Genomic DNA, 26,323 nt, shown 5'->3' with positions numbered 1-26,323 from the left:
CTAAGCTTTACTGGCGAATCTCAAAAAAGTACCCATGGGTAAATCTTTGCCCTGTTTTGATTTGAGGAAGAATTCGCCGAACTCAGCCTGGGGTATATCGAAATGTGATTTGGCTACATTCAATCCTACAATGGGCGATAAGCCTACGGCGTACATACTAAGCACAAAGAAGTGTTTCTTTTTTTCTAGCAGTTCGCTACTCATACCAATGAGCTCGTTGAGTTGCTCCTGCAGCGTCCACTTCTCTCCTTCCGGGCCGCGTCCGTAAGGTGGCGGGTCCATAATGATACCGTTGTATTTATTACCGCGCTTTACTTCACGCCTTACAAACTTGAAAGCATCTTCATATACCCAGCGTATATTATCGAGATTATTGAGCTGCATATTCTGATTCGCCCAGTTTATACCGGGGCGTGATGCATCACAATGTGTTACCTCTGCGCCGGCAGTGCGCGCTACTACAGAAGCCGCTCCTGTATAGGCAAATAAATTCAGCACGCGGGCTTTGTCTGTATTCCAGCCTGTAAGTGTATCATATATAAAATTCCAGTTATTGCCTTGCTCGGGGAAAACACCAACGTGGCCGAAGCTCGTTAACGCGAGGCGAAGGGTGAGGTTAAGATTTTTATACTGGTACTGCACATTCCACGACTCCGGCATTCCGGGATTCCGCGACCATCCGCCTTTCACATCATCCGAGAAACGAAATTTATCTTTCTGCTCCCGCACAAATTTGGCAGTGGCTATCTCTTTCCATTTCTGTTCATGGAGCGACTTGCTCCAGATAGCCTGTGGCTCAGGCCGGATCAAAGTATATTTTCCAAAACGTTCGAGCTTTTCACCATCGCCCGAATCTATCAGCTCGTAGTCTTTCCACGAAGAAGGATGCAGTAGTTCCATAAAGAGGGCAAAGCTAACGTTTAAAGCTGAAAGCTTAAAACAGCTGCGAGCCACTAGCTGCTGGAAGTGTGAGTAAGGGTCTGGAGAGTGATGGAGGCTACTGTAAAGATATAGCGTGCTATACTTCTCAGACTTTCCGTCTTCCCGGACTTTCTGACTTCCCGACTTGCATTTCCTGCAACAACCAGCTTTTTTTAGCTTTGCGCTTTCAGCTTAAGCTCCAAACATATGCACTTTCAGATTACCAGCACGCAGAATCCGAAGATCAAAAACCTGATCGCGCTTGAAAAACCTCGCGAGCGCAGGAAGCAGTGTCTGTTTCTGATCGAAGGAAAAAAAGAGATAGGACTGGCCCTCGAAGCGGGCTATAAGATCGGCAATCTCTTCTTCTGCGAAGAGATCATTTCATTGGAGGAAGTAAAATCGTTCGCCAAGTCTGATCAGTTGCTGATTCCGGTATCGCGGGAAGTGTTTGAAAAAATTGCCGTACGCGAAGGCACGGGTGGACTCATCGCGGTAGCAGAGCAAAAGACACATCGGCTTGATCAGCTCAAGCTCCGGTCTAATCCATTGGTACTTGTAGTCGAAGCCGTAGAGAAGCCGGGAAACCTGGGCGCGCTCTTGCGTACGGCCGATGCTGCGGGCGTGGACGCGGTGATTATCTGCGATCCTCAAACCGACTTCTATAATCCCAATGTAATCCGTTCCAGCGTAGGATGTGTCTTTACCAGCCAGCTTGCCTCGGCAACATCAGACGAAACAATTTCCTGGCTTAGGAAAAATAACATCTCCATCTACTGCACCTATCTGCAGGCTTCCAAACCGTATCACTTAACCGACTTCACCAGGCCCAGCGCTATTGTTATGGGCACAGAGGCTACCGGCCTCTCCGATACATGGGTTAAACATGCCGATGCCAACATCATTATTCCCATGCAGGGAAAAATAGATTCCATGAATGTATCCACCGCTGCTGCAGTAGTTATTTTTGAGGCCAAACGCCAGCGTGGCTTTTCGTGAACCTTCGTAATTTTTACATCCATATAGGGATACCTTCCCCAAAATGCAGTAAATTCGTATCTGTGCCCATACCCTTTCATGGAGAATCTACCGCTTTCGCGCAAGTATATACCGGACGATAAGTTTTTAAATGCTTTGGCGGAAGCTTATCGTTTGCAGGAGGCCATTATCAGCGCCACCGAACTGGCGATCATTTCCACCACTCCAGAGGGCATTATAACAAGCTTTAACCAGGCGGCTGAAAAACTGCTCGGCTTTACAGCCGAAGAGGTAATCGGCAAACATACTCCGGTGTTGTTTCATGACCCGGACGAAATCGTGCTCCACGCTAAAAGACTATCGGAAGAACTTCAGGAAACTATACTACCTGGTTTTGATGCCATGGTTTTCAGGTCACGTATACGCAAAGTATCGGAGCGCCGCGAGTGGACGTATATCAGCAAAAACGGGCAGCGATTTCCCGTTATACTTTCAGTGTCCGCCTTGTGGGATGAAAAGGAATCGCTTATCGGCTATGCAGGCATCGCTACCGATGTTACCGAACAAAAGAAGATTGAAGAGAAAGTTCGCTCGTCTGAGGCTCACCTCCAGATATTACTCAACTCTATTGACGACCTGGTATTTGAAGTTAACCGTAAGCGGGTATTTACCAATGTATGGACCAAGCGGGATGATCTGCTCATGATGCCATCGCGCGAGAATTATATAGGTAAAACCATGAATGAAGTTTTACCGCAGCCGCTGTCGATCTTATACGAAGAAGCCATCGCGAAAGTATTTACTACGAAAGTATCGCAACACCTGGAGTATCCGTTGCCCAATGGCAATCACTGGAACGCATCCAAGATATCTTACATTGACGATGAGCAGGTAATTATACTGGTGCGCGACATTACGGCACAGAAGCAGGCCGAGTTTCTGCTTCGTGAAAGCGAAAAGAAGTTCCGGCTGATGGCCGAGAACATGCCGGGAGCAATCTATCTCTGCCGCAATGACGAAACGTACTCCATGATATACCTGAACGAGCGTATAAAAGATATTACAGGGTATACGGCTGAAGATTTTGTTTCAGGCAAAACAAACTTTGTGAATATTTTTCATCCGGAAGATGCGCCAGATATTTTTAAAACTGTTGATGAGGCGCTGGCTGCCCGTAAAAGTTTTTTGCTGGAGTATAGAATATACCATCAGTCTGGAGAAATACGCTGGATCAAAGAAGTAGGCGCCGGTATATATGAGCTTGATAATTTGCTGATGATTGAAGGCATCATTACCGACATCACAGCACAGAAGAATGCTGAAACAGAATTACTGAAAGTTGCGGAAGAGAATTACCGCCTGTTCAACAACTCGGTAAACCTGAGTGCCATCGCTACATTTGATGGATACTTCAAAAAGCTCAACCCCGCCTGGTATTATTTATTAGGATGGACAGAAGAGGAGATGAAGTCCAGGCCACTCAAAGAGTTTATTCACCCGGATGATATTAACGCTACCGCGCAAGCCATGGCGCACATTGTAAACGGCAATAACCTGGCAACCTTCGAGAATCGCTATCGCTGTAAAGACGGTTCCTATCGCTGGCTGCTCTGGGGATCAGGCAGCGATATCAAACATGAATTGATCTATGCCTCAGCGATTGATATTACTGAGCGCAAAAAATCGGAAGAAGAACTACTGCTCTCCAAGCAAAACCTTGAAACAATAGCTTTGCGCTTGCAGGAGCAGAACCGGCAACTTGATGAATTTGCCCATATCATCTCTCACAACCTGCGCTCGCCGGTTGCCAACATCAAAGCACTCATCAATTTTGTTAATGACCAAAGCTCAATAGACGACTATAGACTCATCTTCGAGAAGATCAGGAATGTGAGTAACAACCTGGGCGAAACGATGAATGAGCTGATGGAAACGCTGAAGGTGAAGAATGATACAGAGATCGAACGGATTGAAATTCGTTTTAAAGATATACTTGATAAAGTGATACAATCGCTGGAAGGTGAGCTCATTCAGTGCGCTGCCAATGTTACCTACGATTTTAATCTTGCTCCAAAGATTGTATATCCGAAGACATACCTCGAAAGTATATTTCAGAATCTGTTATCGAACGCTATCAAATATCGCTCGCCTGACCGTCAGTTGACTTTGCATATTTCATCGGATGCTTACGAGGGCAGAACGGAACTTCGTGTACGCGACAACGGCCTGGGGATAGACCTCGAAAGGTTCGGAGAAAAACTTTTCGGTTTGCACAAAACCTTTCACGACAACAAGGAAGCACGCGGCGTAGGTCTTTTCCTCACCAAAACACAGATCGAAGCAATGGGCGGAACGGTGGCTGTTGAAAGTGAAGTGGATAGAGGCACTACGTTTATCATTCGGTTCTGATGTAACCTTACCGGTTTCGCTTCCCCATATTTTTTACCGTATATTCGTTCTCTCACAAACGTTATTATGAGTTCCATTACCCTTCAACCCACAACCAGTGCGGAAATCATTACCACATCGGCTAAAAGTCATGTACCTGTTTACTTGTACGCCACCGTACTCTCTTCGCTGAGTATCATTATCGGTTTGATATGGGATATATCATGGCATACCAGTATAGGCCGCGATGGATTATTCTCGGCACCTCACCTGGCTATTTACCTGGGCGGTGTTACGGCAGGGCTGTTCTCGGGCTTCCGCGTACTCAAGATCACGCTGGCAGGCACTCCCCCCGAGCGCAGCAAAACGATACGCTTCTGGGGTATATTTTATGGATCGCTCGGCAACCTCTTCTGCATCTGGGGCGCAATTGCCATGCTTACCTCGGCTCCTTTCGATGACTGGTGGCATAACACCTACGGACTTGATGTAACCATTTTATCACCGCCACACACCGTGTTATTACTGGGTATGATCACCATTCAGTTTGGTGCCATCATCAGTGTGCTCACGTACCAGAACTTGCATACCGGATCAGTTGAAGGAGAATTGAACAAGAACTTTTCTATACTCTTTGCATTATCGGGCGGGTTTGTACTCACCATGATCTTTACCATCGCATCCGAGTATCTGTCGCGACACGATATGCATGGTGTATTGTTTTATCAGGTAGCCTCGCTGCTCTTCCCGTTGTTCCTTGTGGCGTTCTCCCATGCATCAAAAACCAAATGGGGCGCTACACAAGCGGCATTGGTATATACTATATTTCTGATGGTGATCAACTGGATATTGCCATTGTTCCCTGCCTCTCCGCGATTGGGTCCGGTATTGAATCCAATTACTACTTTTCAGCCTTTTGACTTTCCTTTGTTGATCATCTTCCCGGCAATTGTTATCGATCTCATCACGCATCGGTTTGCGGCTAAAAACCGCTGGTATCGTGCGGTAGTATATGGTGCGTTCTTTCTCATCATCCTGTTCGCTTTGCAATGGCCCTTTGCCAATGTCCTCATGGCTTCGAGAGGTCATTGGTTCTTCGGAACATCCAAGTGGTACTTTGGCTCCGATCCTGCCTGGCAATACCGCTATGCCTTTGGCGACTGGATGGTATCCAGTGGTATAGATCTCACCCAGGGTCTTGCTATAGCGCTTGCTATCGCTGTACTCTCCGCCCGTGTAGGTATAGCATGGGGCGGCTGGATGAAAAAAATTGTACGGTAACAAACGCATTTCAGTATGAAGAAATTACTGTGCATTATTTTATTAGGCTGTCTTTCATCATTGGCCCAGGCACACATCGGCAGTCCCGGAGTAACGTTTGAAGGTAAAGCAGGTGCCTATGCGGTAATGGTTCTCATTACGCCACCCGATGTTATACCGGGCACTGCCACAGTGGATGTATATACCAAAACATCCGGCATTCGCACGATCGGGGCGAAGCCTGCCTACTGGTTTGCAGGTGATGAAGGCACTCCTGCTGCGGATGACCTTCTCGCTGTAGAAGGAGAACCCGGCCACTTTCGTGGAATGGTGTGGCTGATGAGTGCCGGCACCTCTGGTATAGAACTGGATATAGCAGGCGATGCCGGGCAAGGAAAGATACTCGTGCCGGTAATGGCTGTGTCTACCGCTCAAAAAGAAATGCCTTCATCACTGGGATGGATATTGTTAGCGCTGTGTGTTCTTCTGGTAGGATTAATGATCACGATTATTGGTGCCAGCGTAGGCGATGGTCAGGTAAAGCCGGCAGAAGAAATTACCGCTGCTATAGCGCGCAAACGCTGGATTGGCAGTGCCGTAAGTTTTATACTCTTACTGCTTGTGCTCTGGGGTGGAAAAACGTGGTGGGATAGCTGGTCTAACCGCTACAGGCGCTTTACTTACAAACCCTTTAAAGCAACCTCGGTTGTTACGCAAACAGCAGGCAGAAATATACTCGAGTTCCGCATCGATACTACCCGATTGCAAAATCTGTTCAACACGCGCAGACTTTCTTATATAATTCCGGATCATGGCAAGCTTATGCACATGTTTCTGGTAAGAGCCGGCAGCATGGATGTATTCGCGCACCTGCATCCCCATCGTAAAGATTCGGCAACTTTTGTTACACCATTGCCTCCACTCCCACCCGGTAAATACTTAGTGTTTGCCGACATTACGCGCCTCACCGGGTTTTCAGAAACTATACCTGACACGCTGGAGATAGGCGCTTCCGTTCCTGCAGTACTCACATCCATCGACTCATCGGCTATAGATCGTGATGATACTTTCTACAGTACAACACCGGTTGGAGACGCAACTTCGGCCAGCATGCAGGCAGATAATATTGTACTCTGCGGTAAACCCGGAGTAAAAACTGCGCTGGCCGATGGTTCATTTGCCATCTGGGAGCACGAACCCAATGCATCATTCGCTGCGGGTAAACTATACGAACTCACCTTTGCTATTCAGGATGAGCATGGCAAGCCTGCTATACTGGAGCCATACCTCGGCATGCAAGGCCACGCTGTGGTTATGAAAACAGATGGCAGCACCTATATACACCTTCACCCGGTAGGAAATTATTCCATGGCATCTCAACAAACTATTCTTACCCGCTTCGAAAAAGAAGCTGGCCCGGTGCAATGGGAAAAGATAACGCGAGGTACTCTTTTTATAGACAGTGTTAATCAGGTCGTTGCCCGCCTCGATGCCATGAGCGAAGACGAACGCAACAAAGCATTAATGGGCAGCATGTATCATTCCCCGGATGATACTACACACGCAGAACATTCTGTTGTAAAATTCCCCTATGCATTTCCATCTCCCGGTAATTATCGCATCTGGATACAGCTGAAGCGCAATGGAAAAATACTGAACAGTGCATTCGATACGGTTGTAGAATAAAAATGGGACCGTTATGCATAGCGGTCCCATTATCTCTTATTCATTCAATCTATACTTTTACCAGTCGCACCATTCGGAAGCAATGCCTTCCCCTCCTCCATACTCTGTTGGGTTCAAACCCGCTGCCGTAGCTATTTCATTGAACAGCGTGCAAAGGTCTTCACGTTCTCCCGTTTCAATAAGACTACCGTCAATTTCATCATTCAGAAAATTCAGATGCTCAACAGCTTCGCGAAATAACCCCAGCTTATCATTGATAGAAGCAGTCTCTTCCAGACTTATCAATTTATCGATGAGGTTATCAAGTATAATTTTGGCACGATCGCAATTCTCATCCGAATACTGGTCCAGGCCTTGATCGTAAGCTTCCAGCCAGCGATCGAACGGGTAGAGAATCTTTGCATTTTCGAGTTTCTCAGAGTAGGTCATTCTATTTATATACTGACAATATCTATGGGAGATACAAATTTATTGCCAATATACAATCATTACCTAAACCTGTACATCTGTGCACATACGTGTTCACATATATATGTTACACCTTGGTTACGCCAATAGCGTTTTCTCCTTTCAGGAGGCCATTTACATTGAAATATAGACTCACTATATCAGGTGGCGGACAGAAATTCTTTTCGTCTCAAAAGCGCTGCGCTGATGAGTGTGATAACAATTCCCACGGGCGCTATTTCCATAATGGTAACACCAAAGCGGATAATGGGATTTTTATAGTACTCGTTAAACTCTGCCATCTCTGTGCGCATCTGAGTGATCTCCGTTTCGCTGGCACCCTCCCTTTTCATTTTATCCACATAATGCTGCGTATACTTTTCAGTGTAATCAGATGCAAATGTATTGAACGATACCTCCCAGCAGAGCGCATACACGATAGAAGCCACAAGGGTTATCAGCAACCCGATCTGCACACCCTTGCCAAACGTAATCACGCCCTTCTGATGCTGATCGCGGTAGGTTTTGATTCCCACAAATACGAGCGATAACCCAATGACCATCGAGGTGTAGCCGATGATCATACCATTATCATAATTGAGGATGCCTTTATCGAAGAGTGGGTGTGTAATCAAAAACATGGACGATACAATCGCGCCTGCAATGAGGCCATTGGTGATAATTATCTTTTTCATAGTGCGTTTATTTTTCTCCAAATCAAGGATTTCGTGGGTTCTTGACATTCACCCGAAAGTATGATTCTGTTCAATATAGACTTATTCACCCGAAAGGACCAGATTTATGTATTGCTCAGGGCAGAAGCCGCAGTTGCTTGGCCCGCTCAATGGCCTGGGTTCTTCTTTTGGCGTCCAGTTTTACAAAAAGATTGGAGGAATGTGTCTTTATCGTGTTAAGCGAAACAAAAAGCTTATCGGCTATTTCCTGGTTCGAGAGCCCTTTGGCCATCAGTTCCAGAACTTCGTATTCGCGTTTACTGATGCCGGTTTGCTGCAGCATCTTTTCATCAATCTGAAATACATCGCGAACAGGAGGTTGAGAAACATGGACAATGACTTTTTTCCGGGTGAGCTTTAGCCCTAGCCATATCCCGACTATGGTAAACAACAACGCGATCACTCCCATATAAAATTCGAGGGAGAGATCGCGTATAATAAATCGGTATTCCAGAAATTTTAATACAAATACCAGTGCTGCAAGTGCGAGGCTATAGAGTATAATGATGCGTTTCACGTCAAGTCAAAATTACGCATTCAGAACAAAGTATACAGATAGGCCCGTTGCGAAAAACAAAAAATAAACTATCTGTACAACGGCATTGCTAATCTATCGTTGACTCGTCTTTTCTCCGAAACCCTATCTTTCGCATAGGTCCTGTTTTTGGATTCAGTAACTCCTTCAAGTATTCAAAGATGAGTTTTATATCGCCATCCTGATTGGTAACTTTTCGTTCAAGCTGCTTCAACTGTAGCAAGATGTCTTTATGTGTGAGTAACATCTCACGCATGCGCGTAAACACCCGAATTATATGGATGTTCATAAGAATAGCACGCTCACTGTTCAACACACTGGACAGCATCGCTATACCCTGCTCGGTAAAAGCCATCGGTATATAGCGTGCTCCGCCCCAACTTGAGGTGCCAATTTGGCACCTCAAGTTGGCGATCTCTTTACTATTTAACTCGAACATAAAGTCTTTTGGAAACCGCTCAGCATTTCTCTTTACAGCACGCTTCAGTTGTTTTGTTTCTACACCATAAAGCCCGGCAAGATCAGTATCCAACATTACTTTCTGATTCCGTACGATGAATATCTTCTTCATCAAAACCTGATCGGGAATAACAGCTATCTTTTTACTCATATCGATATATACTTTACTACAGCACATCATCAGCCTGCCCAGCCATCGCGGTCGAGGCTGCGATATTGAATTGCCTCTGCAAGATGCTCAACTTTTATTTCCGGCGAAGACGCAAGGTCCGCCACGGTGCGCGATACTTTCAATATACGATCATACGCACGCGCCGAAAGCCCCAGTCGTTCCATCGCAGTTTTCAACAAAGCTTTACCTGCATCATTTACACTGCACACTTCCTTTACCATGTTAGAAGGCATCATGGCATTGCAGTATATATTTGCCTGATCTTTGAATCGCTCCGCCTGTATAGCACGCGCCTGCACAACACGACTCCGTATCTCCTCGCTTGTTTCTGTTTTGCGATTGGCAGTCATCTCATCGAAACTTACCGGCACTACCTCTACATGCAGATCGATGCGATCGAGCAACGGCCCACTGATCTTGCTGAGGTAACGCTGCACTACACCCGGGCCACACACGCATTCTTTTTCCGGATGATTGAAATATCCGCATGGACAAGGATTCATACTGGCCACCAACATAAAATTGGCGGGATAATCAATAGAGAGCTTCGCGCGGGATATAGTGACCTTTCTTTCCTCCATCGGCTGCCGCATCACTTCAAGCACACTACGTTTAAATTCAGGAAGCTCGTCAAGAAACAGTACACCGTTACACGACAGCGATATTTCTCCCGGCTGCGGATTACCTCCGCCCCCCACCAGTGCAACATCTGATATCGTGTGATGTGGACTTCTGAATGGCCGCATGGTCATTAATGCGGCATCGCGTCCCAGCTTCCCGGCAACAGAATGTATCTTGGTTGTCTCCAATGCTTCATTCAACGTAAGCGGAGGCAGTATAGTAGGAAGGCGTTTGGCCAGCATGGTTTTTCCTGCACCGGGAGGACCGATCATGATCACGTTATGACCACCGGCTGCAGCAATTTCAAGCGAACGCTTTATATTCTCTTGTCCCTGAACATCCTTAAAGTCGGTATCGTAGTGATTTACTTTGGACGCAAATACCTCGCGCGTATCTACACGCAACGGCTCAATAGTAATTTTACCTTCCAGGAAATCGATCGCTTCTTTTAATGTACTTACCGGAAGGATATCCAGGTCGTTTACTATAGCTGCTTCGCGCGCATTGTCGCTGGGGAGTATAAATCCTTTGAACTTTTCTTTCCTTGCCTGTATGGCAATGGGCAGCACACCTTTGATAGGACGCAACCGTCCATCGAGCGCAAGCTCTCCCATAATGATATAGTGCTCCAACCGGTCTGTTACTGTTTGCGCGGACGCTCGCAGAATGCACAATGCAATGGGCAGATCATAAGCTGAACCTTCTTTACGAAGATCGGCCGGTGCAAGGTTTACAACCGTTTTGTTACGCGGCATAAAAAAACCTGCAGCTTTTAGTGCCGACTCCACTCTGTGCTGGCTCTCCTTTACTGCATTGTCGGGAAGGCCGCTCATATAGAAACGTGTGCCCTGCCCCACACTCACTTCTACCATAATGGTGCGCGCATCTACACCGTGCACGGCTCCGCCAAAAGTTTTTGCTACCATGGCGGAAGAAAGTTACAGATACCTAGTGTTGTGAAGGAGACTTCGGAGTTTGCCGGGCAGCTTCCTGAAGATCGAATAATTTTGCTTTGAGCGTGTTGAGCTCGTGTGTGAGGGCTTCTTTTTCTTTTTTCGAATCGCGATTGATAATCCATGACCAAATAACGTCTGCAATTAAGAGTGATAATCCAAAAAACGTAATCCACTTAAAGGTAGGCACCCAGCTTACCATACTAAAGAGAAGGTTTGTATCATTATCCAGGGCAACGGTAAAAATGAAAGCTCCCAGGTGAAAAGCTGCAAATACTATATAAAAAATAACTCTGTTCTTACTCATGTGAGTACCATTAAAGTCCTTATAGAATTGAAATAATATACTGACTAAAGGTAAATGAAAAATCTGACATTCGGTAAACCACGTACCTTCCGGTATAACTTTATAATAATTCTACACACGCTGTATATCCTTGAGCTTTCTGTAAAGCCCGTCTTTCTGAATCAAATCATCATGACGACCACGCTCTACGATCTCACCACGCTGAATCACAATGATCTCATCGGCGTGCTGTACCGTACTTAACCGGTGTGCGATAACAATCGATGTGCGATTCTTCATCAGGTTATTCAATGCATCCTGCACCAGTCGCTCTGATTCAGAGTCAAGCGCTGATGTTGCTTCATCGAGTATCAGGATCGGAGGATTTTTCAACACAGCCCGGGCAATACTTAACCGCTGGCGCTGTCCGCCGGAAAGTTTTGAACCACGCTCACCAATCACCGTCCGGTATCCTTCTTCCGTCTGCATAATAAAGTCGTGTGCATTGGCCACTTTCGCCGCGTGTATAACATCTTCTTCTTTTACATGCGGCATACCGAATGCAATGTTATTGAAGATTGTATCGTTGAAGAGAATAGACTCCTGCGTCACTACGCCCATCTGTTTTCGGAGCGATTCCAGTTCATAGTCGCGCAGCGAAATACCATCGAGCAATACATCTCCTTCTACCGGATCGTAGAAGCGCGGAACGAGATCAGCCAGTGTAGATTTACCTCCGCCCGAAGGACCAACCAATGCTATTGTTTTACCTTTTTCAATTTTGAGGTTGATATTTTTCAACACCGGTTCGCGCTCGTACGCAAAGCCTACATTTTTAAATTCAATACTTCCTTTAAACTGTTCAAGGTGTATAGCATTGGGTTTATTCTGTATAGCCGAAGGCGTATCGATAATAGCAAAAATCCGCTCAGCAGATACTACACCTTTTTGCAGTGATGTAACTCCGTTTGAAAAGTTTTTGGCAGGCTGTATCATCGATGCATATACTGCAAGAAAAAGTATAAATGCAGACGGAGGAAGCTCTTTATCACCCGCCATTACCGACTGGCCACCATAGTATAATATAAATGCCACTACGATCACACCCAGAAATTCTGACAATGGTGATGCCAGTTCATTCTTGCGCGAGATCGATAAATTTACCTTGCGGTGAAACGTTGCCTCATCTTCAATCTTCCTGAGTAAAAAGCCACGGGCATTAAAGGCGTTGATTACGCGCATGCCACTGAAAGCTTCATCCAATATATTTACGATGCGTCCCATCGTTTCCTGGCTTTGCACGGCACGTTTCTTTAATCGCTTGATGATCTCAGAGATCACACCACCGGTAAGTGGCAACACGATCAGCGTAAACAGCGTAAGCTTGGTTGAGATGGAGAAGAGAACGATAATATAGGTGATGAGCGTGATAGGCTCCTTTACAGCTTTGAAACCATTTACTACTGTATTTTCAACTTCGCCCACATCATTGGTAAATCGGGAGATGAGGTCGCCTTTGCGTTGATCATTAAAGAACCCTACATGAAGCTGCGATACATTTTTGAATATATGAATGCGTAGGTTTTTCACTACATCCGCCTTTACCCGCGAAGCCACCATGCGCTCCATATAGCGGAATACATTGGAGAATAGCACGAACGTAACAATGAACAGACACACATATAGCAAGGCCTGCAATGGTCCGTCTTCATGAATAACATCGCTGAAATAATATTTCACTACTGTTTTAAAGTAGTCCATCGAAAAGGCAAACTCAGGATAACTCGTTGCACCAGCGTCAACTTTCTGAATAAACAATATATCAAGCATTGGCTGCAGTAACCCCAGGTATATGGCACTAAATATGGATGCGAGTATGGAGTAAATCAAAAATTTGATCAGTTGGGATCGTATGCCCGGGGCATACTGAAGAATGCGCAAATAGATCTTCATGTGTTAGTAAAGTGCTTTTAGCTTTTGTACAAATCGCATCACAGTATCATTCTCCGCTAGAACTCGTACGTTCGCTGAGCAATATTCCAGCGCAAAGCTAATGAAGTTATTGAAGTATTGTTGTTATAGAATGCCAGCACGCTCTTGCTGTTACGTAGCACCACGTTCAAGTCAATGAACAGGTTGTGCTTGAACTGCCACGATGCCGTTAAACTTCCGTAAACAATATCGTTTTTGAAGCCTTGCCCGATGGTGTTGCCGAGTTCCTTCTCGCGGGTTTTGTTGTTCTTCAGCAAGTCGCTGCCCCAGTTGTATTTGTAGGTAGGAGTTTTATCGCTGCCCCAGTCATAATCGGTTGAGTCGCGGCCGATGCGCGACACCATTAACTTACCGGTTACATACAATTTGGGTATAGGCTGATAACGAAGTATACCTACTACCTCTTTAAAGTTCGCTCCCAGCGGATGCGCTATAGGCTGCTGATAGTTAGTATAGTTTGCATACTGTGTATTGTGCGAATAGGTAAACGGCCGGGCAATGTTTATTTCTCCCTGCAAATCGAGATTCGGTATGCCAAAAGCATCTACATATTTACCGCCTACCTGCACGGCAAATTTATTAGCCCACCAACCATCGCCAGCCTTGATGTGGCTCAGCACAAATTCATCCAGCACAAACTGTCCATAGAAAGAAAGTTTTTTAACAGCATTCCATTTATAGTCAAAACCAAGCAATACGTTATCACTGCTGCCATTCTGTTGTTCTATTGCGCGATAGAATATGATGGGGTTCAGATAGGCCCACTCAAATTTACCTGCACCGGTTGTATCATCCGGGCTGAAGACTACAGACTCGAATACCCCTATATTTAGCTTCTTGCCAATGTTCAGGCTCAGGTGGTGAAAGGTTACATATTTATCAGGATAACCGCGATCCATCGAGCGACTGCCACCCAGGGAAGCACTCACATCAGCCGTCATCTCGCTGATGAAGTACATATAGTTCAGCTTCCATACTTTGATATTTGCTTTGAAGAAGGATACCGGCGGAGCATAATCTGAGAAGATGAAAGAACGCACACCGTTACCTATAAAGAAGCGATCGTACCCGGCCTGCAGATTTATACTCTTGGTAGCATCTACCGTTATATACCCGCGTGCCTGCAGAAAATCTACACCTTTACCACTTTTAAAATCCTTCCAGAAACCTTCGTGTGGCACAACCGGGTTCAACCGCATCTGATCCCACACATACGATGGCAACACCATCTGGTTATCCGTCAGATAAGTATAGAAGCCTACTTTGCGATCTACCATACCGCGCACTTCCACACCGCGGGTGTTGGTAAAAAGGCGTTCGTCTCTGCGCGAATCTTTACCCATCCCCACATACAGCACCGGGTTTATATGAAGATCAAATTCTGGTATATCAACATGAAAGAAATCTGATTTCTTTTTATAGAATGTTTTGAGAAAGGCCTTTTTGCTATCGCTGGTTTCAGCGCGCGACCACTCCCAGCTATCGTTGCGCAGGTAATCGTAAGTAAATTTGTCTACACGCGATTGAAAGCCGCCCATCGCATTTACCGAGTCGACAAAGTTGATGATGGCCGAACGTTTATAGGGCTTCACCGATGTAAAGAACTGCGGCATTACCGTGCCCATCTTTACTTCATAGCGGTCTACCCATTGATAGTAATCTTCATTTAGCGGGACATAAGGGCTTTGTGCGTGAGCAACAACGGCGAGGATCAGGAACAAGGAGATCAGTAAAATAGAGCGCATGGGGCTTCCGTTAAAAAGCTGCAAGGTAACCTTCTGAATCGGTTGTTGCACACTGACGTAAGGCAGAAGCCTCATTTTCCTAAAACCAGTTCAAGTTCAACCATGCGACAACTCCTGGAAATTTATTGCCAACCCTTGTAAATAAGGTCATTGTCCTTATCTTTGCAGTCCTTTTAGAGGAATAACGCAAGAATCGATATGAAAAAAGGCATTCATCCAGAGTACAAAGACGTGGTTTTCTGGGATACATCCAGCGATCATAAGTTCATTACCCGTTCTACACAGTCTCCAAAAGAGACCATCAAGTGGGAAGACGGTAAAGAATACCCTGTAATTAAAGTCGAAGTGAGCTCTGCTTCGCATCCTTTCTTCACAGGTAAGAAGCTGTTTGTAGATACAGCCGGCCGCGTGGAGAAATTCAAAAACAAGTATCAGAAGAAAGCATAATAACTTCTTCTTTTAAATGGAGAGAGAAAAGCCCTTGGAAACGAGGGCTTTTTTGTTGGTATGCCTTTCTGGCGATGGACCAAAAATATTCCCGAACATGTGCCCGCGCACAGCAGAATCGCCCTTTTTAGGGTAAATCCCTAATTCTATTTTTGGCGGATGAATCTCATTTTGTTTGACGACCCCCTTGTCCGCACAGCCCTCCTGCCCTTTACATTCACACGTCCGGTGGCCGATATCCGCGTTGGCATCCTCACCATTCGCGAAAAATGGGAGCGTTGGCTCCAAACGCAGGCTTCCTTTCAAACCGTAGACTATTTGCAGAAAAAATATCCGGCCCGCTCCGGCAACAGCAACCTGCTTATTAACGGAGCGGTATGTCCCGATGAAAACCTCGTAGCCGCAATCCGCAACATGCAGCCGCATACTTTTCTGGCGCAGGGAACACGACTTATCGCAGCATTGGAACCAACGGAAGAGATGAGCGCATCCAATACCATAGAATATACAGGGGCCATTACGGTCATTGATAAAACCTGGAAGATCTTTAAAGAAAACGCCGCACAGCTCAAGCTGGATTTCAAACATATTACGGCCGGAAGAAAATCAGCCAGCATAGACGATAAACATACCGTTATCTACGGTTCGCCCGAAGATATATTCGTAGAAGAAGGCGTCTATATCCGCGCGGCCATCCTCAATGCTGAATCAGGGCCTATCTATCTCGGCAAAAAAAGCATTGTTCAGGAAGGTGCCATCATTCGCGGTTCGTTTGCGTTGTGTGAAGGAGCGCATATAAACATGGGCGCCAAGATTCGTGGCGATGTAACGGTAGGTCCATTCTCGAAAGTAGGTGGCGAAGTAAGCACTTCTGTGATCTTTGGATACAGTAACAAAGCACATGATGGATTTTTAGGCGCATCTGTGCTGGGCGAATGGTGTAACCTGGGAGCCGATACCAACACCTCCAATCTCAAAAACAACTACGACCACGTCAAGCTGTGGGATCACACCACGCAGGGTTACGAACCTACAGGGCTCCAATTTTGCGGATTGATGATGGGCGACCATAGCAAATGCAGCATCAACACCATGTTTAACACCGGCACCGTGGTGGATGTATCTTCCAATGTGTTCGGGCATGGCTTCCCTCCTAATTATGTACCATCTTTTGGATGGGGTGGTGCCTCCGGCTTTGAGACCTATCAATTGAACAAAGCGCTCGAAACTGCCGAGCGCGTAATGGCAAGAAGAAATGTTACCTTTTCGGATGTGGATAAAGAGATTCTCTCCCATATCTTTGAGACCTCTGCCCTAAGCCGCAGGTGGGAGAAGAAATAACATGAGGTTTGCTGATATACCCGGATTACAAGACGTTAAAGAACTACTCATTGATGCTGTTAAAAATAATCACACAGCACACGCCCAGCTTTTTGTAGGAGCCGCTGGCGCATTGAATTTGCCGCTGGCGCTGGCTTACGCTACTTATTTGCATTGTGAGAATAAAGGAGACGATGCCTGCGGAACGTGTGCCGCCTGTTCCAAGAACGCCAAGTACATTCACCCCGATACGCATTTTGTTTTTCCGGTAAGCAATGTCAAGAATGATAAGGATGAAGACCGCTTCAAAGCCGAGATACTAAAAAGCTGGCGTGCATTTCTGTTGGAGCAGTCCTACGGCTCACTGGATGACTGGACGAATTACTACGGCGGTGAAGACAAACTTGCGTTGATATCGCGTGAAGAAAGTCGTGAGATAATCAAAACACTTTCTCTGAAGCCATTTGAAAGTCCGCATAAAGTTATGATCATCTGGCAACCGGAGCTTATGCACTCGGCCGCTGCCAATGGTATATTGAAAATACTGGAAGAGCCACCTCCACAAACATTCTTCATCCTGGTGACCAATGCTGCCGATAAGCTTCTGCCTACGATCATTTCGCGTACGCAGATTGTAACGGTGCCCTTGCTGCACGATGAGCAGGTGCAGGCTTACCTGATGGAGAAGCATTCGCTGGATGAACGCAAGGCTGACAAGATCACACAACTGGCCGAGGGAAATCTCAACTTCGCGATCAAACTGATCGACAGCGAGGAAGACGATAACACCAAACGCTTCATCGAATGGATGCGGGCCTGCTTCCGGAAAAGTTATGGTTCGCTGGTGGCCATGGCAGACGACTATCATTCGCTCGACAAACTCAACCAGCGAAACCTGATCAGCTATAGCATGAACATGATGCGCGAGTCGCTGCTCAATATATCCGGTGCCGGTGATATGAACCGCACACGCGGTGATGAGCTCAAGTTTGTGCAAGACTTCAGTAAAGTGTTAACACTGGATAAGGTGGAGAAATCTTTCAAGTTATTGAATGATGCCAGTTATCACCTGGAACGCAACGGAAGCGCCAAGATGATCTTCCTTGATCTTTCATTGAAATTATCGAAAACCCTGAACCCTTAGCAGGTTCGGTATATATACTGTTTTCTCACGCATTTAATATACATCCCAATGCCCAATTCAAAAACCATTCGCATCGGTACACGGGGAAGCAAGCTTGCACTTTGGCAGGCAGAACATATTGCCAGCCTCATCAAGCCTTCGGGCTACAGCACCGAGATCATTCCCATTGAAACACGTGGCGACAAGATTCTCGATGTAACGATCGCGAAGATTGGAAGTAAGGGTGTATTTACCGAAGAGATCGAAGCCAAACTGCTCGATGGCTCCATTGATATAGCGGTGCACAGCGCCAAAGATCTCTCTTCCGAAATTCCGGAAGAACTGGAATTGGTAGCCTTCACCGAACGCGAACTGGTAAACGATGTACTCATCAGCACAAAAAAGGAAATCAAAATTACTTCCGATAAACTTGTAGTGGGAACCTCATCTACCCGCAGAGTAGCGTTTCTGAAACACTTCTATCCGAATGTAAAGGCAGTTTCCGTACGTGGTAATTTGCAAACGCGCTTATCAAAATTACAGGCTGGCGAATGCGATGCACTGCTCCTCGCCTATGCGGGCGTTCATCGTATGGGCTATGATGACCTGATCGTTGAGAAGATCGAAACCAGTTATTTTGTTCCTCCGGTAGGTCAGGGAAGTATAGCGGTTGAATGCCATAAGAAACTGGCGTTCGACAAAAAAGAAATTATAGCACGGTGGGTTAATCATCCGCAAACAGAAGTATGCGTTCGTACTGAACGCGCCTTTTTAAAAACGCTTCAGGGCGGTTGCAGCATTCCGTCATTCGGTTATGCGCATCTCGATGGCGACCTGGTATCGTTAAAGGCCGGTATCATTTCACTGGATGGCCAGCGCGTGGTAAAAGTAAAACGCTCCGGCTCACCCGAAGAAGCCAAAGAGATTGGCGAATCCGTAGCCAACGAAGTACTCGCTATTGGCGGAGAACAGATATTGAAAGAGATACGCCAGCAACAGCAACTATAATCATCTATATATACCTCAAACAGTCGCTCATGTACGTTACTATGAACAAATCGTTATTGCTTATTTTACTGATCAGTTTTATAACTACCTGTTGCGCCCAGGAAAAAGATTATGTAGTTACTATCAAAACCAAATATGGCGATATGGTAGCTATACTCTATGATGAAACCCCGAAGCATAAACAGAATTTTATCAAGCTGGCGAAAGAACACTTTTATGATAGCCTGCTCTTTCATCGTGTTATTGAAGGCTTCATGATACAGGGTGGAGATCCTGATTCCAAAAAGGCCGGCAAGGGTCAGATGCTGGGCCGTGGTGGACCAGGCTATACCGTAGATGCCGAGATCGTTCCACAATATTATCACGATAAAGGTTCATTGTCAGCAGCGCGTTTGGGGAACGAACAAAATCCTTCGCGTGCTTCCAGTGGAAGTCAGTTTTATATTGTGCAGGGTTCCAAGATTTCGGAAGGTGAAGTAAAAACCGATCCTGCTAAATTTAACCAGGCCTTGCAACAGTTCTTCAGCAATCCTGCAAACCAACCGGCTTACGATACCATTGCCCGGTTGTTCCAGGCTGGCAATCAAAAAGAAGCACAAGAATTCATCATGAAACTAAAGCCCCGCGTTGAACAGCAAACCGGTATAAAGGCTGAGCGAGAAGTATCTCCTGAAAAATTAACAGCCTATACAACCATCGGTGGCGCCCCTCAACTGGATGGAGAGTATACTGTATTCGGCAAGGTGATTAAAGGTCTTGATGTGATCGACAAAATTGCCGAGCAACAGACTGATCAGGCCGATCGTCCACTGGAAGACATACGCATGGTGGTGACGGTGGAAGAACTTTCGAAAAAGAAGATTGAAAAACTATACGGGTATCATTACCCTCCGAAGGCAAATACCAAAAAGAAATAATCAAAATATATATCCCTCTCTTATCGACATGAAAATTCTTGTTACTGGTTCCAATGGCCTGCTGGGCCAAAAGCTTACGGACCTTCTCGCGACCGATCCTTCGGTTACACTGATTGCTACAGCACGTGGTAAATCTGTATTACCGATTACAACAGGCGAATTTCATTCACTCGACATTACCGATGCTGAAGCGGTAAATCGTGTATTCGCAGAAACAAAACCGGATGCCGTGATCAACACGGCCGCCATGACGCAGGTTGATCAGTGCGAAACGGATCGTGAAGCCTGCTGGAAAGCCAACGTAACTTCGGTTGAAAATCTTGTGAATGCCTGTGCTGCGCATAACGTGCACCTCGTTCACGTGTCTACCGATTTTATTTTTGATGGCACCCGCGGTCCGCTGGATGAACTTGAAAAGCCCAACCCGGTAAATTACTATGGCGAGAGTAAACTGGCGGCAGAAGAAGTAGTGCAGAAAAGCAAAATCAACTGGGCCATACTGCGCACAGTGCTTGTGTTCGGCATTACCCGCGACATGAGTCGTTCGAATATAGTGCTGTGGGTAAAGAACAGCCTGGAGCAAGGCAAAACAATTCAGGTGGTAAATGATCAGTGGCGAACGCCTACGCTGGCAGAAGACCTGGCTGCAGGTTGCTACCTGGCTGCCAAAAAGAAGGCGAAAGGTATATATAACATTTCCGGCAAAGATTTCCTTACACCTTACGACATTGCTATTGCCACTGCCGATTACTTCAAACTAAACAAAGCGCTGATCAACGCAACAGACTCTACCAAATTTACCCAGCCCGCTAAACGCCCACCAAAGACCGGGTTTATTATCGATAAAGCAAGAACGGATCTCGGCTACGAGCCGCGTTCGTTTACGGAGGGGTTGGCGGTTTTGGAATCGCAGATGTAAATAAGAAATAAGAAGACAGAAGTAAGAAGTAAGTAAAAAGCCATGAGAGATTCATGGCTTTTCTACTATCTTATATTCGTTCTACCTGCTTCTTTTGCTGCACGGCAAAGTAATATATAGGTATACCAATCAGGGTGATGATCAACCCTGGCCAGGTAAAGGCAGGTTTATAGTATATCAACAAAGAGCAGAAAGTTACGCCCATCAGTATATATATCAACGGCAGCACGGGGTAGCCGAATGCTTTGTACGGACGTGGTACGTCAGGGCGCTTTTTGCGAAGGATAAAGATACCGACAATGGTGAGCATATAGAATAATACTACCACGAACGAAACCATATCCAGCAGGTCGCCATACCGGCCGCTCAGGCACCAGATGCTGGCAAGTATACATTGTACCCAAAGTGATTGCTGTGGCACAGCAAATTTATTGAGATGGCCCGCCTGTTTGAAAAATAATCCATCTTTTGCCATAGTATAGTAAACGCGTGCTCCGGCCAGGATCAACCCGTTATTACAACCGAAGGTTGATACCATAATCATCAAGGCAATAATAACAGTGCCTATATTTCCAAAGATCACATGCGATGCAGCAACAGCCACGCGGTCTTTTTCAGCGAATGCTATCTCGTGCAGCGGCAACACGGCCGTATACATGATGTTTGCCGTTACGTAAATGATCGTAACGATCAGCGTACCCAGAAATAAACTGAGCCCTATATTTCGTTGCGGGTTCTTGATCTCGCCTGCTATGAAGGTTACATTGTTCCAGGCATCGCTGCTGAAGATCGATCCTACCATGGCGGCTGCTATCGCACCTACTGCGGCAATCGTCATGTAATTTTCTATGCTGCCATCGGCATTCAGTTTATGTATAGTCCAGGCATTGGTCCAGTTGGCTGACCATACATCACTTTTCATCATGATCAATCCAAAGACAATCAGACCAAACAAACTCAACAGCTTCGCTACGGTAAAGGTGGTTTGTATTACTTTTCCTCCTTCTACACCTTTGGTGTTTATATAAGTAAGCAATACAATGATGACGATGGAGAGTAACTGGGCTGGTGAAATGTGTATAAAGCCGAGGTTGAGCAGCACTATATCTTCACTCACAGCAGGAATGAGATAAGCCGTGAACTTGGAAAACGCCACGCCTACGGCAGCAATGGTTCCGGTTTGTATTACAGCGAAAAAACTCCACCCATAGAGGAAGGCAACCAGGGGGTTATACGCTTCTTTGAGATAAACATACTGGCCACCGGCCTTGGGAAACATACCGCTCAATTCGCCATAACTTACAGCTGCCGTAATCGTCATAAATCCAGTAATCAGCCATACGGCGATCAGCCAGCCGGAGCCACCAACATTCCGTAGAATATCAGCGCCTACTATAAAAATTCCGGAACCAATCATAGATCCTGCCACGATCATGGTTGCGTCCCACAACCCCAGTACAGGTTTAAAGTTTGTCTCACTCATGCGTGTTTGTCACTAAAATAATTTCGGAAGATAGGTATTTCGGGCAAAAACGAAATACCTTTGATGGAATCTCAGTTCACAAAATAATCATGACAAACCTGTTATCAACTACGTTAGGCCGCTTGCGGGTCGTGGCGTTTCTGGAAGGCATCTCGTTTCTAGTATTGCTGGGCATTGCCATGCCGTTAAAGTATATGGCGTCCAACCCGGAGCCTGTACGCTTTGTAGGCATGGCGCATGGTGTGCTCTTTATAGCGTATGTACTGCTGTTGATACAAACCACTATTGCGTATAAGTGGACCGTAGGGAAATCGGCACTGGCCTTTGTAGCTTCACTCCTTCCGTTTGGCACCTTCATTGCCGACAAGAAACTATTTCGCGAAGACTGACTATACTTTACTTACGGTTTCCCCGGGTTTCACAGAAATTGGTCTGTGTATGATTATATAAGTCGCGAACACTATAGTTCAGACTTACATTGAGACCTTGCATGGTGCCGGTACCTTCTATTTCGTAATCATCCACTACCTGGTAAGGTATGGTAATTTTTTCGCCATTCACATAAGCCATCACCTGTATATCGGCTCCGTAAAAGTTATCGAGGTATATTTCATTACCGGTGTTACCATACTTGGTCACCTGTACAGTATAGTATGTATAGTCGTTGAACGTTGCGCTGAATTCTTCCATCGCATAGTATCCCGTCACTTTATCACGTGCATCGTAGCGGGGTTCAATAATGTTTACCTGACATGAACCAAGAACAACCAAAATTGAAACCGCAAATAATAACCGTTTCATAGCTGCAGAGTTTATATAACCAGATATTGCAAGTTTAAGGCCAATCCAACGGTTGCACTATCGTGTCTGTGTATCTTGCTATAGATGAGAGCAGTAGAAAGAATTACACACAATTCCGCAACGTGAACTGAAGGAAGAATCAATATATTTGCAGGCACTAGTATGAATCACCTTCGCATCATTTTTATGGGAACACCGGAGTTTGCGGTGCCCAGTCTGCAAATTCTTCTGGAGAATAACATTGATGTTGTAGCCGTTGTTACTGCGCCCGATAAGCCTCAGGGCCGCGGTCAAAAAATCTCCTATTCACCGGTTAAAGAATGTGCCCTTCAACACAATATCCCTGTACTGCAGCCAACAAATCTCAAGGCGCCAGAGTTTTTGGAAACACTGAAAAGTTATCAGGCAACGCTGCAAATTGTAGTAGCCTTTCGCATGCTGCCGGAAGTAGTGTGGTCTATGCCTCCGCTGGGAACGTTTAATTTACATGCATCTTTACTTCCGCAATATCGTGGTGCAGCGCCGATCAACTGGGCCATTATCAATGGAGAAAAAGAAACCGGCATCTCCACATTCTTTTTAAAACACGAAATTGATACCGGTAGTATTATATACCAGGAGCGTGAGCCGATACACGAAGATGACACCGTGGGTACGCTGTATGAGCGGCTTATGAACAAAGGATCACAGCTGGTATTAAAAACCGTGCGCGGTATAGAAGCGGGTAATTATCCATCTATACCGCAGCCTGCAGATGTCGAGATCAAACATGCTCCCAAAATCTTTAAAGAGACTTGCCAGATAAACTGGAATACACCTTCCGAAGCAGTGCGAAATTTTGTACGCGGGCTTAACCCACACCCTACTGCCTGGACAATTATCCGTGAAAAGAACTTCAAGATCTTTCGTGTATCGGTAGCCGATAAAAAGAATACAGAAGATACGCCCGGCACGATCGACACGGATAATAAGCAGTATCTTTATATCAAAACATCTAACGGTTGGGTATCTGTTGATGAGCTTCAGCCGGAAGGAAAAAAACGCATGGCCATTCAGGAATTTTTCAGAGGTAACAAAGTATAATTTTGCAGGTATATATTTATGAAGATCTCTCTCATTGCCGCACTCGCCCGTAACCGTGTTATCGGAAAGAACAACGATCTGCCCTGGCACCTGCCGGATGACATGAAATACTTTATGACCACTACACAAGGTCACTACTGTATTATGGGACGAAAGAATTACGATTCTATTCCTGCCAAATTCAAACCGCTGCCTAATCGTACCAACATCGTGGTTACGCATCAGGATGATTTCCAGGCGCCTGGTTGTACGGTTGTAAATTCGATTGAAGCAGCTTTGCAGCTCGCACGCGAAGGCGGTGAACAGGAAGCATTTGTGATTGGTGGTGCTGAAATATACCGGGCCTCATTAGCGGTAGCCGATCTTCTTTATCTTACGGAGATACAGGCAGAGATACCAGGCGATGTACAATTTCCTGTTTTTGATAAACAGGCATGGCGCGAGATTTCACGGCAGCATCATCCGGCTGACCAACGGCATGCGTATGCATTTGATTTTGTGGTGTACGAAAGGCGTTAAGGCTATATATACTGCCTGACAATTATTCTAAACAATCTCTTCGCCGGGTTTTGTTTTCCAGCGCTCGTGCATCCAAACCCATTGTGCCGGATGTTTACGAACCTGCTGTTCGATAAAGCTTGTCATAATCTGTGTATTATATACCATATCGGCTTCATCATCGCCTGTTAACGCAAGGGGCAATTCCGGAAGAAGATGCATGTGCTGCTTCCAGTCATCGCCGAGGTATATATAGGTAGGAATAACTGTAGCACCCGTCTTCATGGCGAGTACAGTAGCACCCACCGGGGTAGCGGCAGGCATACCGAAGAAATTTACAAAGCGGCTTTTTACTTTTGTATCCTGATCGATCAATAATGCAACGGTTCCACCCGACTTCAATACTTTTATCATGCGAAACGTTTCGCGCCCCCGTTCAATGGCTACTGCACCATATTTATTCCGATAGCCCCAGAGTAATTTATTCAGCCGCTCATCTTTCAGCGGCGTGCCTATAATGTTGGGATTCAAACCGCGTACAGCCATTGCGGTAACCTCCAGGTCGAACGCACCCAGATGGCAGGCCACGAAAACTATTCCCTTACCCTTTTGTCGTGCAGCTTCATAGTTCTCATAACCGTGTATTACCAGAAATTTCTCAATATCACTCCAGTCCTTTACGGTTCCGGATGCACGCAGCACATCGCCGGCATTTTTGCCCAGCATTTCAAAAACTTTGCGTGACAATTTTCTGATCTCTGTCGGGCTCTTCTCTTTTCCATACGCCATGGTGAGATGTTTAAGCGTAAGCCTGCGGGTTTGTACGGCAAACATATACGCTATTTTGCCCAATATGCCACAGAAGCGAAGCCAGAATACCCGTGGCAGACGCGAGGAGATAAAAATCAGGAATTGAACAAAGCGGTAAAGGATCGTATACCGTATCTTTCTGCGTAATTTCTTGGCTCCATCCATGTGGCGCGAAGATAATGGTTAATAAATTGATTTGTAAAACTTTAGAAACAAGCATCCCTGGGGTATGAAAACCTTGTATATAGTGCGACATGCAAAATCGAGTTGGGCCAATCCGTTGCAGGATGATTATGACCGGCCGTTGAATGAACGTGGCAAGAATGACGCTCCACGCATGGGCAAGCGTTTGAAGGAGAAAGATATACACCCCGACCTGATTATAAGCAGCCCCGCGAAACGCGCGTATTCTACCGCCAAACGTATAGCCGAGGTGCTGAAGTATGCGAAAGAAAAGATCAAGACAAAAAAATCACTGTATCACGCCGATGAAGAAGCTATCCTTTCGCTGATCCAGGGGCTCAAAGACAAATACAATTCGGTGATATTATTCGGCCACAATCCCGGGCTCACCGAGTTTGTCAATTCGTTTCAGGATGCCGAGTTGGATATTGACAATGTACCTACCTGCGGTATTGTAGCATTTCAATTGAATATAGATTCCTGGAAAGATGCCACGTGGGGTAAAGGCAAGATGTTGTTCTTTGATTATCCGAAGAGTAAGGAAGATTAAAGTT

At 45.8% G+C, this 26,323-nt stretch carries 26 protein-coding genes; 14 read left to right on the top strand and 12 right to left on the bottom strand.

The genetic code is table 11. The features are described 5' to 3' along the window. On the bottom strand, nucleotides 1-900 hold the full coding sequence (locus V7Q33_RS06220; RefSeq protein ID WP_331978535.1) for a class I SAM-dependent methyltransferase: 900 nt from the start codon (nucleotides 898-900) through the stop codon (nucleotides 1-3). 228 nt (nucleotides 901-1,128) lie between these two features. Here V7Q33_RS06220 and V7Q33_RS06215 point away from each other — a divergent pair, with 228 nt between their 5' ends. The 4 genes from V7Q33_RS06215 (at nucleotide 1,129) to V7Q33_RS06200 (ending at nucleotide 7,233) form a co-directional block, all read left to right on the top strand. Next, nucleotides 1,129-1,920 (top strand): TrmH family RNA methyltransferase, encoded by a 792-nt coding sequence (locus tag V7Q33_RS06215; RefSeq protein WP_331978533.1) that lies wholly within the window; start codon nucleotides 1,129-1,131, stop codon nucleotides 1,918-1,920. A 78-nt stretch (nucleotides 1,921-1,998) separates the two neighbouring features. Next, nucleotides 1,999-4,308 carry a PAS domain-containing protein gene (locus V7Q33_RS06210; protein ID WP_333819275.1) on the top strand — a complete coding sequence of 770 codons (2,310 nt, stop codon included), beginning with the start codon at nucleotides 1,999-2,001 and terminating at the stop codon, nucleotides 4,306-4,308. A gap of 66 nt (nucleotides 4,309-4,374) precedes the next feature. Continuing rightward, entirely contained in the window at nucleotides 4,375-5,568 is a 1,194-nt protein-coding gene (locus V7Q33_RS06205) for a hypothetical protein (RefSeq protein WP_333819274.1), read from the top strand. Between the two features lie 15 nt (nucleotides 5,569-5,583). Beyond that, nucleotides 5,584-7,233, top strand: coding sequence for a hypothetical protein (locus tag V7Q33_RS06200; RefSeq protein WP_333819273.1), 1,650 nt, complete (start codon nucleotides 5,584-5,586; stop codon nucleotides 7,231-7,233). A 57-nt stretch (nucleotides 7,234-7,290) separates the two neighbouring features. Here the strand turns inward: V7Q33_RS06200 and V7Q33_RS06195 are convergent, their stop codons facing one another. The 8 genes from V7Q33_RS06195 to V7Q33_RS06160 form a co-directional block, all read right to left on the bottom strand. After that, nucleotides 7,291-7,662: a hypothetical protein gene (locus V7Q33_RS06195; protein WP_331978525.1), complete on the bottom strand. Its 372-nt coding sequence runs from the start codon at nucleotides 7,660-7,662 to the stop codon at nucleotides 7,291-7,293. Nucleotides 7,663-7,841: 179 nt separating this feature from the next. After that, nucleotides 7,842-8,375 carry a DUF4199 domain-containing protein gene (locus tag V7Q33_RS06190; protein WP_333819272.1) on the bottom strand — a complete coding sequence of 178 codons (534 nt, stop codon included), beginning with the start codon at nucleotides 8,373-8,375 and terminating at the stop codon, nucleotides 7,842-7,844. A 115-nt stretch (nucleotides 8,376-8,490) separates the two neighbouring features. Next, nucleotides 8,491-8,931 carry a response regulator transcription factor gene (locus tag V7Q33_RS06185; protein ID WP_331978521.1) on the bottom strand — a complete coding sequence of 147 codons (441 nt, stop codon included), beginning with the start codon at nucleotides 8,929-8,931 and terminating at the stop codon, nucleotides 8,491-8,493. Between the two features lie 88 nt (nucleotides 8,932-9,019). Further along, entirely contained in the window at nucleotides 9,020-9,559 is a 540-nt protein-coding gene (locus tag V7Q33_RS06180) for an ORF6N domain-containing protein (protein ID WP_333819271.1), read from the bottom strand. 29 nt (nucleotides 9,560-9,588) lie between these two features. Beyond that, nucleotides 9,589-11,127, bottom strand: coding sequence for a YifB family Mg chelatase-like AAA ATPase (locus V7Q33_RS06175; RefSeq protein ID WP_333819270.1), 1,539 nt, complete (start codon nucleotides 11,125-11,127; stop codon nucleotides 9,589-9,591). Nucleotides 11,128-11,149: 22 nt separating this feature from the next. Next, nucleotides 11,150-11,461: a hypothetical protein gene (locus tag V7Q33_RS06170; protein WP_331978514.1), complete on the bottom strand. Its 312-nt coding sequence runs from the start codon at nucleotides 11,459-11,461 to the stop codon at nucleotides 11,150-11,152. 111 nt (nucleotides 11,462-11,572) lie between these two features. Continuing rightward, nucleotides 11,573-13,393 (bottom strand): ABC transporter ATP-binding protein, encoded by a 1,821-nt coding sequence (locus V7Q33_RS06165; RefSeq protein ID WP_333819269.1) that lies wholly within the window; start codon nucleotides 13,391-13,393, stop codon nucleotides 11,573-11,575. A 56-nt stretch (nucleotides 13,394-13,449) separates the two neighbouring features. After that, nucleotides 13,450-15,177 carry a hypothetical protein gene (locus tag V7Q33_RS06160; RefSeq protein ID WP_333819267.1) on the bottom strand — a complete coding sequence of 576 codons (1,728 nt, stop codon included), beginning with the start codon at nucleotides 15,175-15,177 and terminating at the stop codon, nucleotides 13,450-13,452. A gap of 198 nt (nucleotides 15,178-15,375) precedes the next feature. Here V7Q33_RS06160 and V7Q33_RS06155 point away from each other — a divergent pair, with 198 nt between their 5' ends. From V7Q33_RS06155 to V7Q33_RS06130, 6 genes are all read left to right on the top strand, one after another. Continuing rightward, the gene (locus tag V7Q33_RS06155; protein WP_254168550.1) at nucleotides 15,376-15,624 is read left to right on the top strand and encodes a type B 50S ribosomal protein L31; all 249 of its coding nucleotides are present in this window, start codon (nucleotides 15,376-15,378) and stop codon (nucleotides 15,622-15,624) included. A 159-nt stretch (nucleotides 15,625-15,783) separates the two neighbouring features. After that, the gene (locus tag V7Q33_RS06150) at nucleotides 15,784-16,965 is read left to right on the top strand and encodes a GlmU family protein (RefSeq protein ID WP_333819263.1); all 1,182 of its coding nucleotides are present in this window, start codon (nucleotides 15,784-15,786) and stop codon (nucleotides 16,963-16,965) included. A 1-nt stretch (nucleotide 16,966) separates the two neighbouring features. Next, the gene (locus V7Q33_RS06145; RefSeq protein ID WP_333819261.1) at nucleotides 16,967-18,088 is read left to right on the top strand and encodes a DNA polymerase III subunit; all 1,122 of its coding nucleotides are present in this window, start codon (nucleotides 16,967-16,969) and stop codon (nucleotides 18,086-18,088) included. Nucleotides 18,089-18,136: 48 nt separating this feature from the next. Continuing rightward, the gene (hemC, locus tag V7Q33_RS06140; RefSeq protein ID WP_333819259.1) at nucleotides 18,137-19,075 is read left to right on the top strand and encodes a hydroxymethylbilane synthase; all 939 of its coding nucleotides are present in this window, start codon (nucleotides 18,137-18,139) and stop codon (nucleotides 19,073-19,075) included. A gap of 41 nt (nucleotides 19,076-19,116) precedes the next feature. Then, nucleotides 19,117-19,992: a peptidylprolyl isomerase gene (locus V7Q33_RS06135; RefSeq protein ID WP_331978499.1), complete on the top strand. Its 876-nt coding sequence runs from the start codon at nucleotides 19,117-19,119 to the stop codon at nucleotides 19,990-19,992. 28 nt (nucleotides 19,993-20,020) lie between these two features. Then, nucleotides 20,021-20,911 carry an SDR family oxidoreductase gene (locus tag V7Q33_RS06130; protein WP_331978497.1) on the top strand — a complete coding sequence of 297 codons (891 nt, stop codon included), beginning with the start codon at nucleotides 20,021-20,023 and terminating at the stop codon, nucleotides 20,909-20,911. A 70-nt stretch (nucleotides 20,912-20,981) separates the two neighbouring features. On the opposite strand, the gene V7Q33_RS06125 is transcribed toward V7Q33_RS06130, so the two are convergent. Beyond that, nucleotides 20,982-22,394 (bottom strand): APC family permease, encoded by a 1,413-nt coding sequence (locus tag V7Q33_RS06125; protein WP_331978495.1) that lies wholly within the window; start codon nucleotides 22,392-22,394, stop codon nucleotides 20,982-20,984. 89 nt (nucleotides 22,395-22,483) lie between these two features. Between V7Q33_RS06125 and V7Q33_RS06120 the strand changes: the two genes are divergently transcribed. Next, nucleotides 22,484-22,783, top strand: a complete 300-nt coding sequence (locus V7Q33_RS06120) for a DUF3817 domain-containing protein (protein WP_331978493.1) — start codon at nucleotides 22,484-22,486, stop codon at nucleotides 22,781-22,783. Nucleotides 22,784-22,790: 7 nt separating this feature from the next. Here the strand turns inward: V7Q33_RS06120 and V7Q33_RS06115 are convergent, their stop codons facing one another. Beyond that, entirely contained in the window at nucleotides 22,791-23,195 is a 405-nt protein-coding gene (locus tag V7Q33_RS06115) for a hypothetical protein (RefSeq protein WP_331978491.1), read from the bottom strand. 162 nt (nucleotides 23,196-23,357) lie between these two features. Here V7Q33_RS06115 and fmt point away from each other — a divergent pair, with 162 nt between their 5' ends. Beyond that, nucleotides 23,358-24,278, top strand: coding sequence for a methionyl-tRNA formyltransferase (gene fmt, locus V7Q33_RS06110; RefSeq protein WP_333819253.1), 921 nt, complete (start codon nucleotides 23,358-23,360; stop codon nucleotides 24,276-24,278). An 18-nt stretch (nucleotides 24,279-24,296) separates the two neighbouring features. Beyond that, the gene (locus V7Q33_RS06105; protein WP_333819251.1) at nucleotides 24,297-24,797 is read left to right on the top strand and encodes a dihydrofolate reductase; all 501 of its coding nucleotides are present in this window, start codon (nucleotides 24,297-24,299) and stop codon (nucleotides 24,795-24,797) included. Nucleotides 24,798-24,824: 27 nt separating this feature from the next. On the opposite strand, the gene V7Q33_RS06100 is transcribed toward V7Q33_RS06105, so the two are convergent. Continuing rightward, on the bottom strand, nucleotides 24,825-25,751 hold the full coding sequence (locus tag V7Q33_RS06100) for a lysophospholipid acyltransferase family protein (RefSeq protein ID WP_333819249.1): 927 nt from the start codon (nucleotides 25,749-25,751) through the stop codon (nucleotides 24,825-24,827). A 64-nt stretch (nucleotides 25,752-25,815) separates the two neighbouring features. Here V7Q33_RS06100 and V7Q33_RS06095 point away from each other — a divergent pair, with 64 nt between their 5' ends. Then, nucleotides 25,816-26,319: a SixA phosphatase family protein gene (locus V7Q33_RS06095; RefSeq protein ID WP_333819247.1), complete on the top strand. Its 504-nt coding sequence runs from the start codon at nucleotides 25,816-25,818 to the stop codon at nucleotides 26,317-26,319. The last annotated feature ends 4 nt before the right edge of the window (nucleotides 26,320-26,323 follow it).

Origin of the sequence: Ohtaekwangia sp., assembly GCF_036786105.1 — a bacterium.
GTDB lineage: Bacteria > Bacteroidota > Bacteroidia > Cytophagales > Cyclobacteriaceae > Ohtaekwangia.
This window is presented reverse-complemented; position numbering and strand designations above follow the sequence as displayed.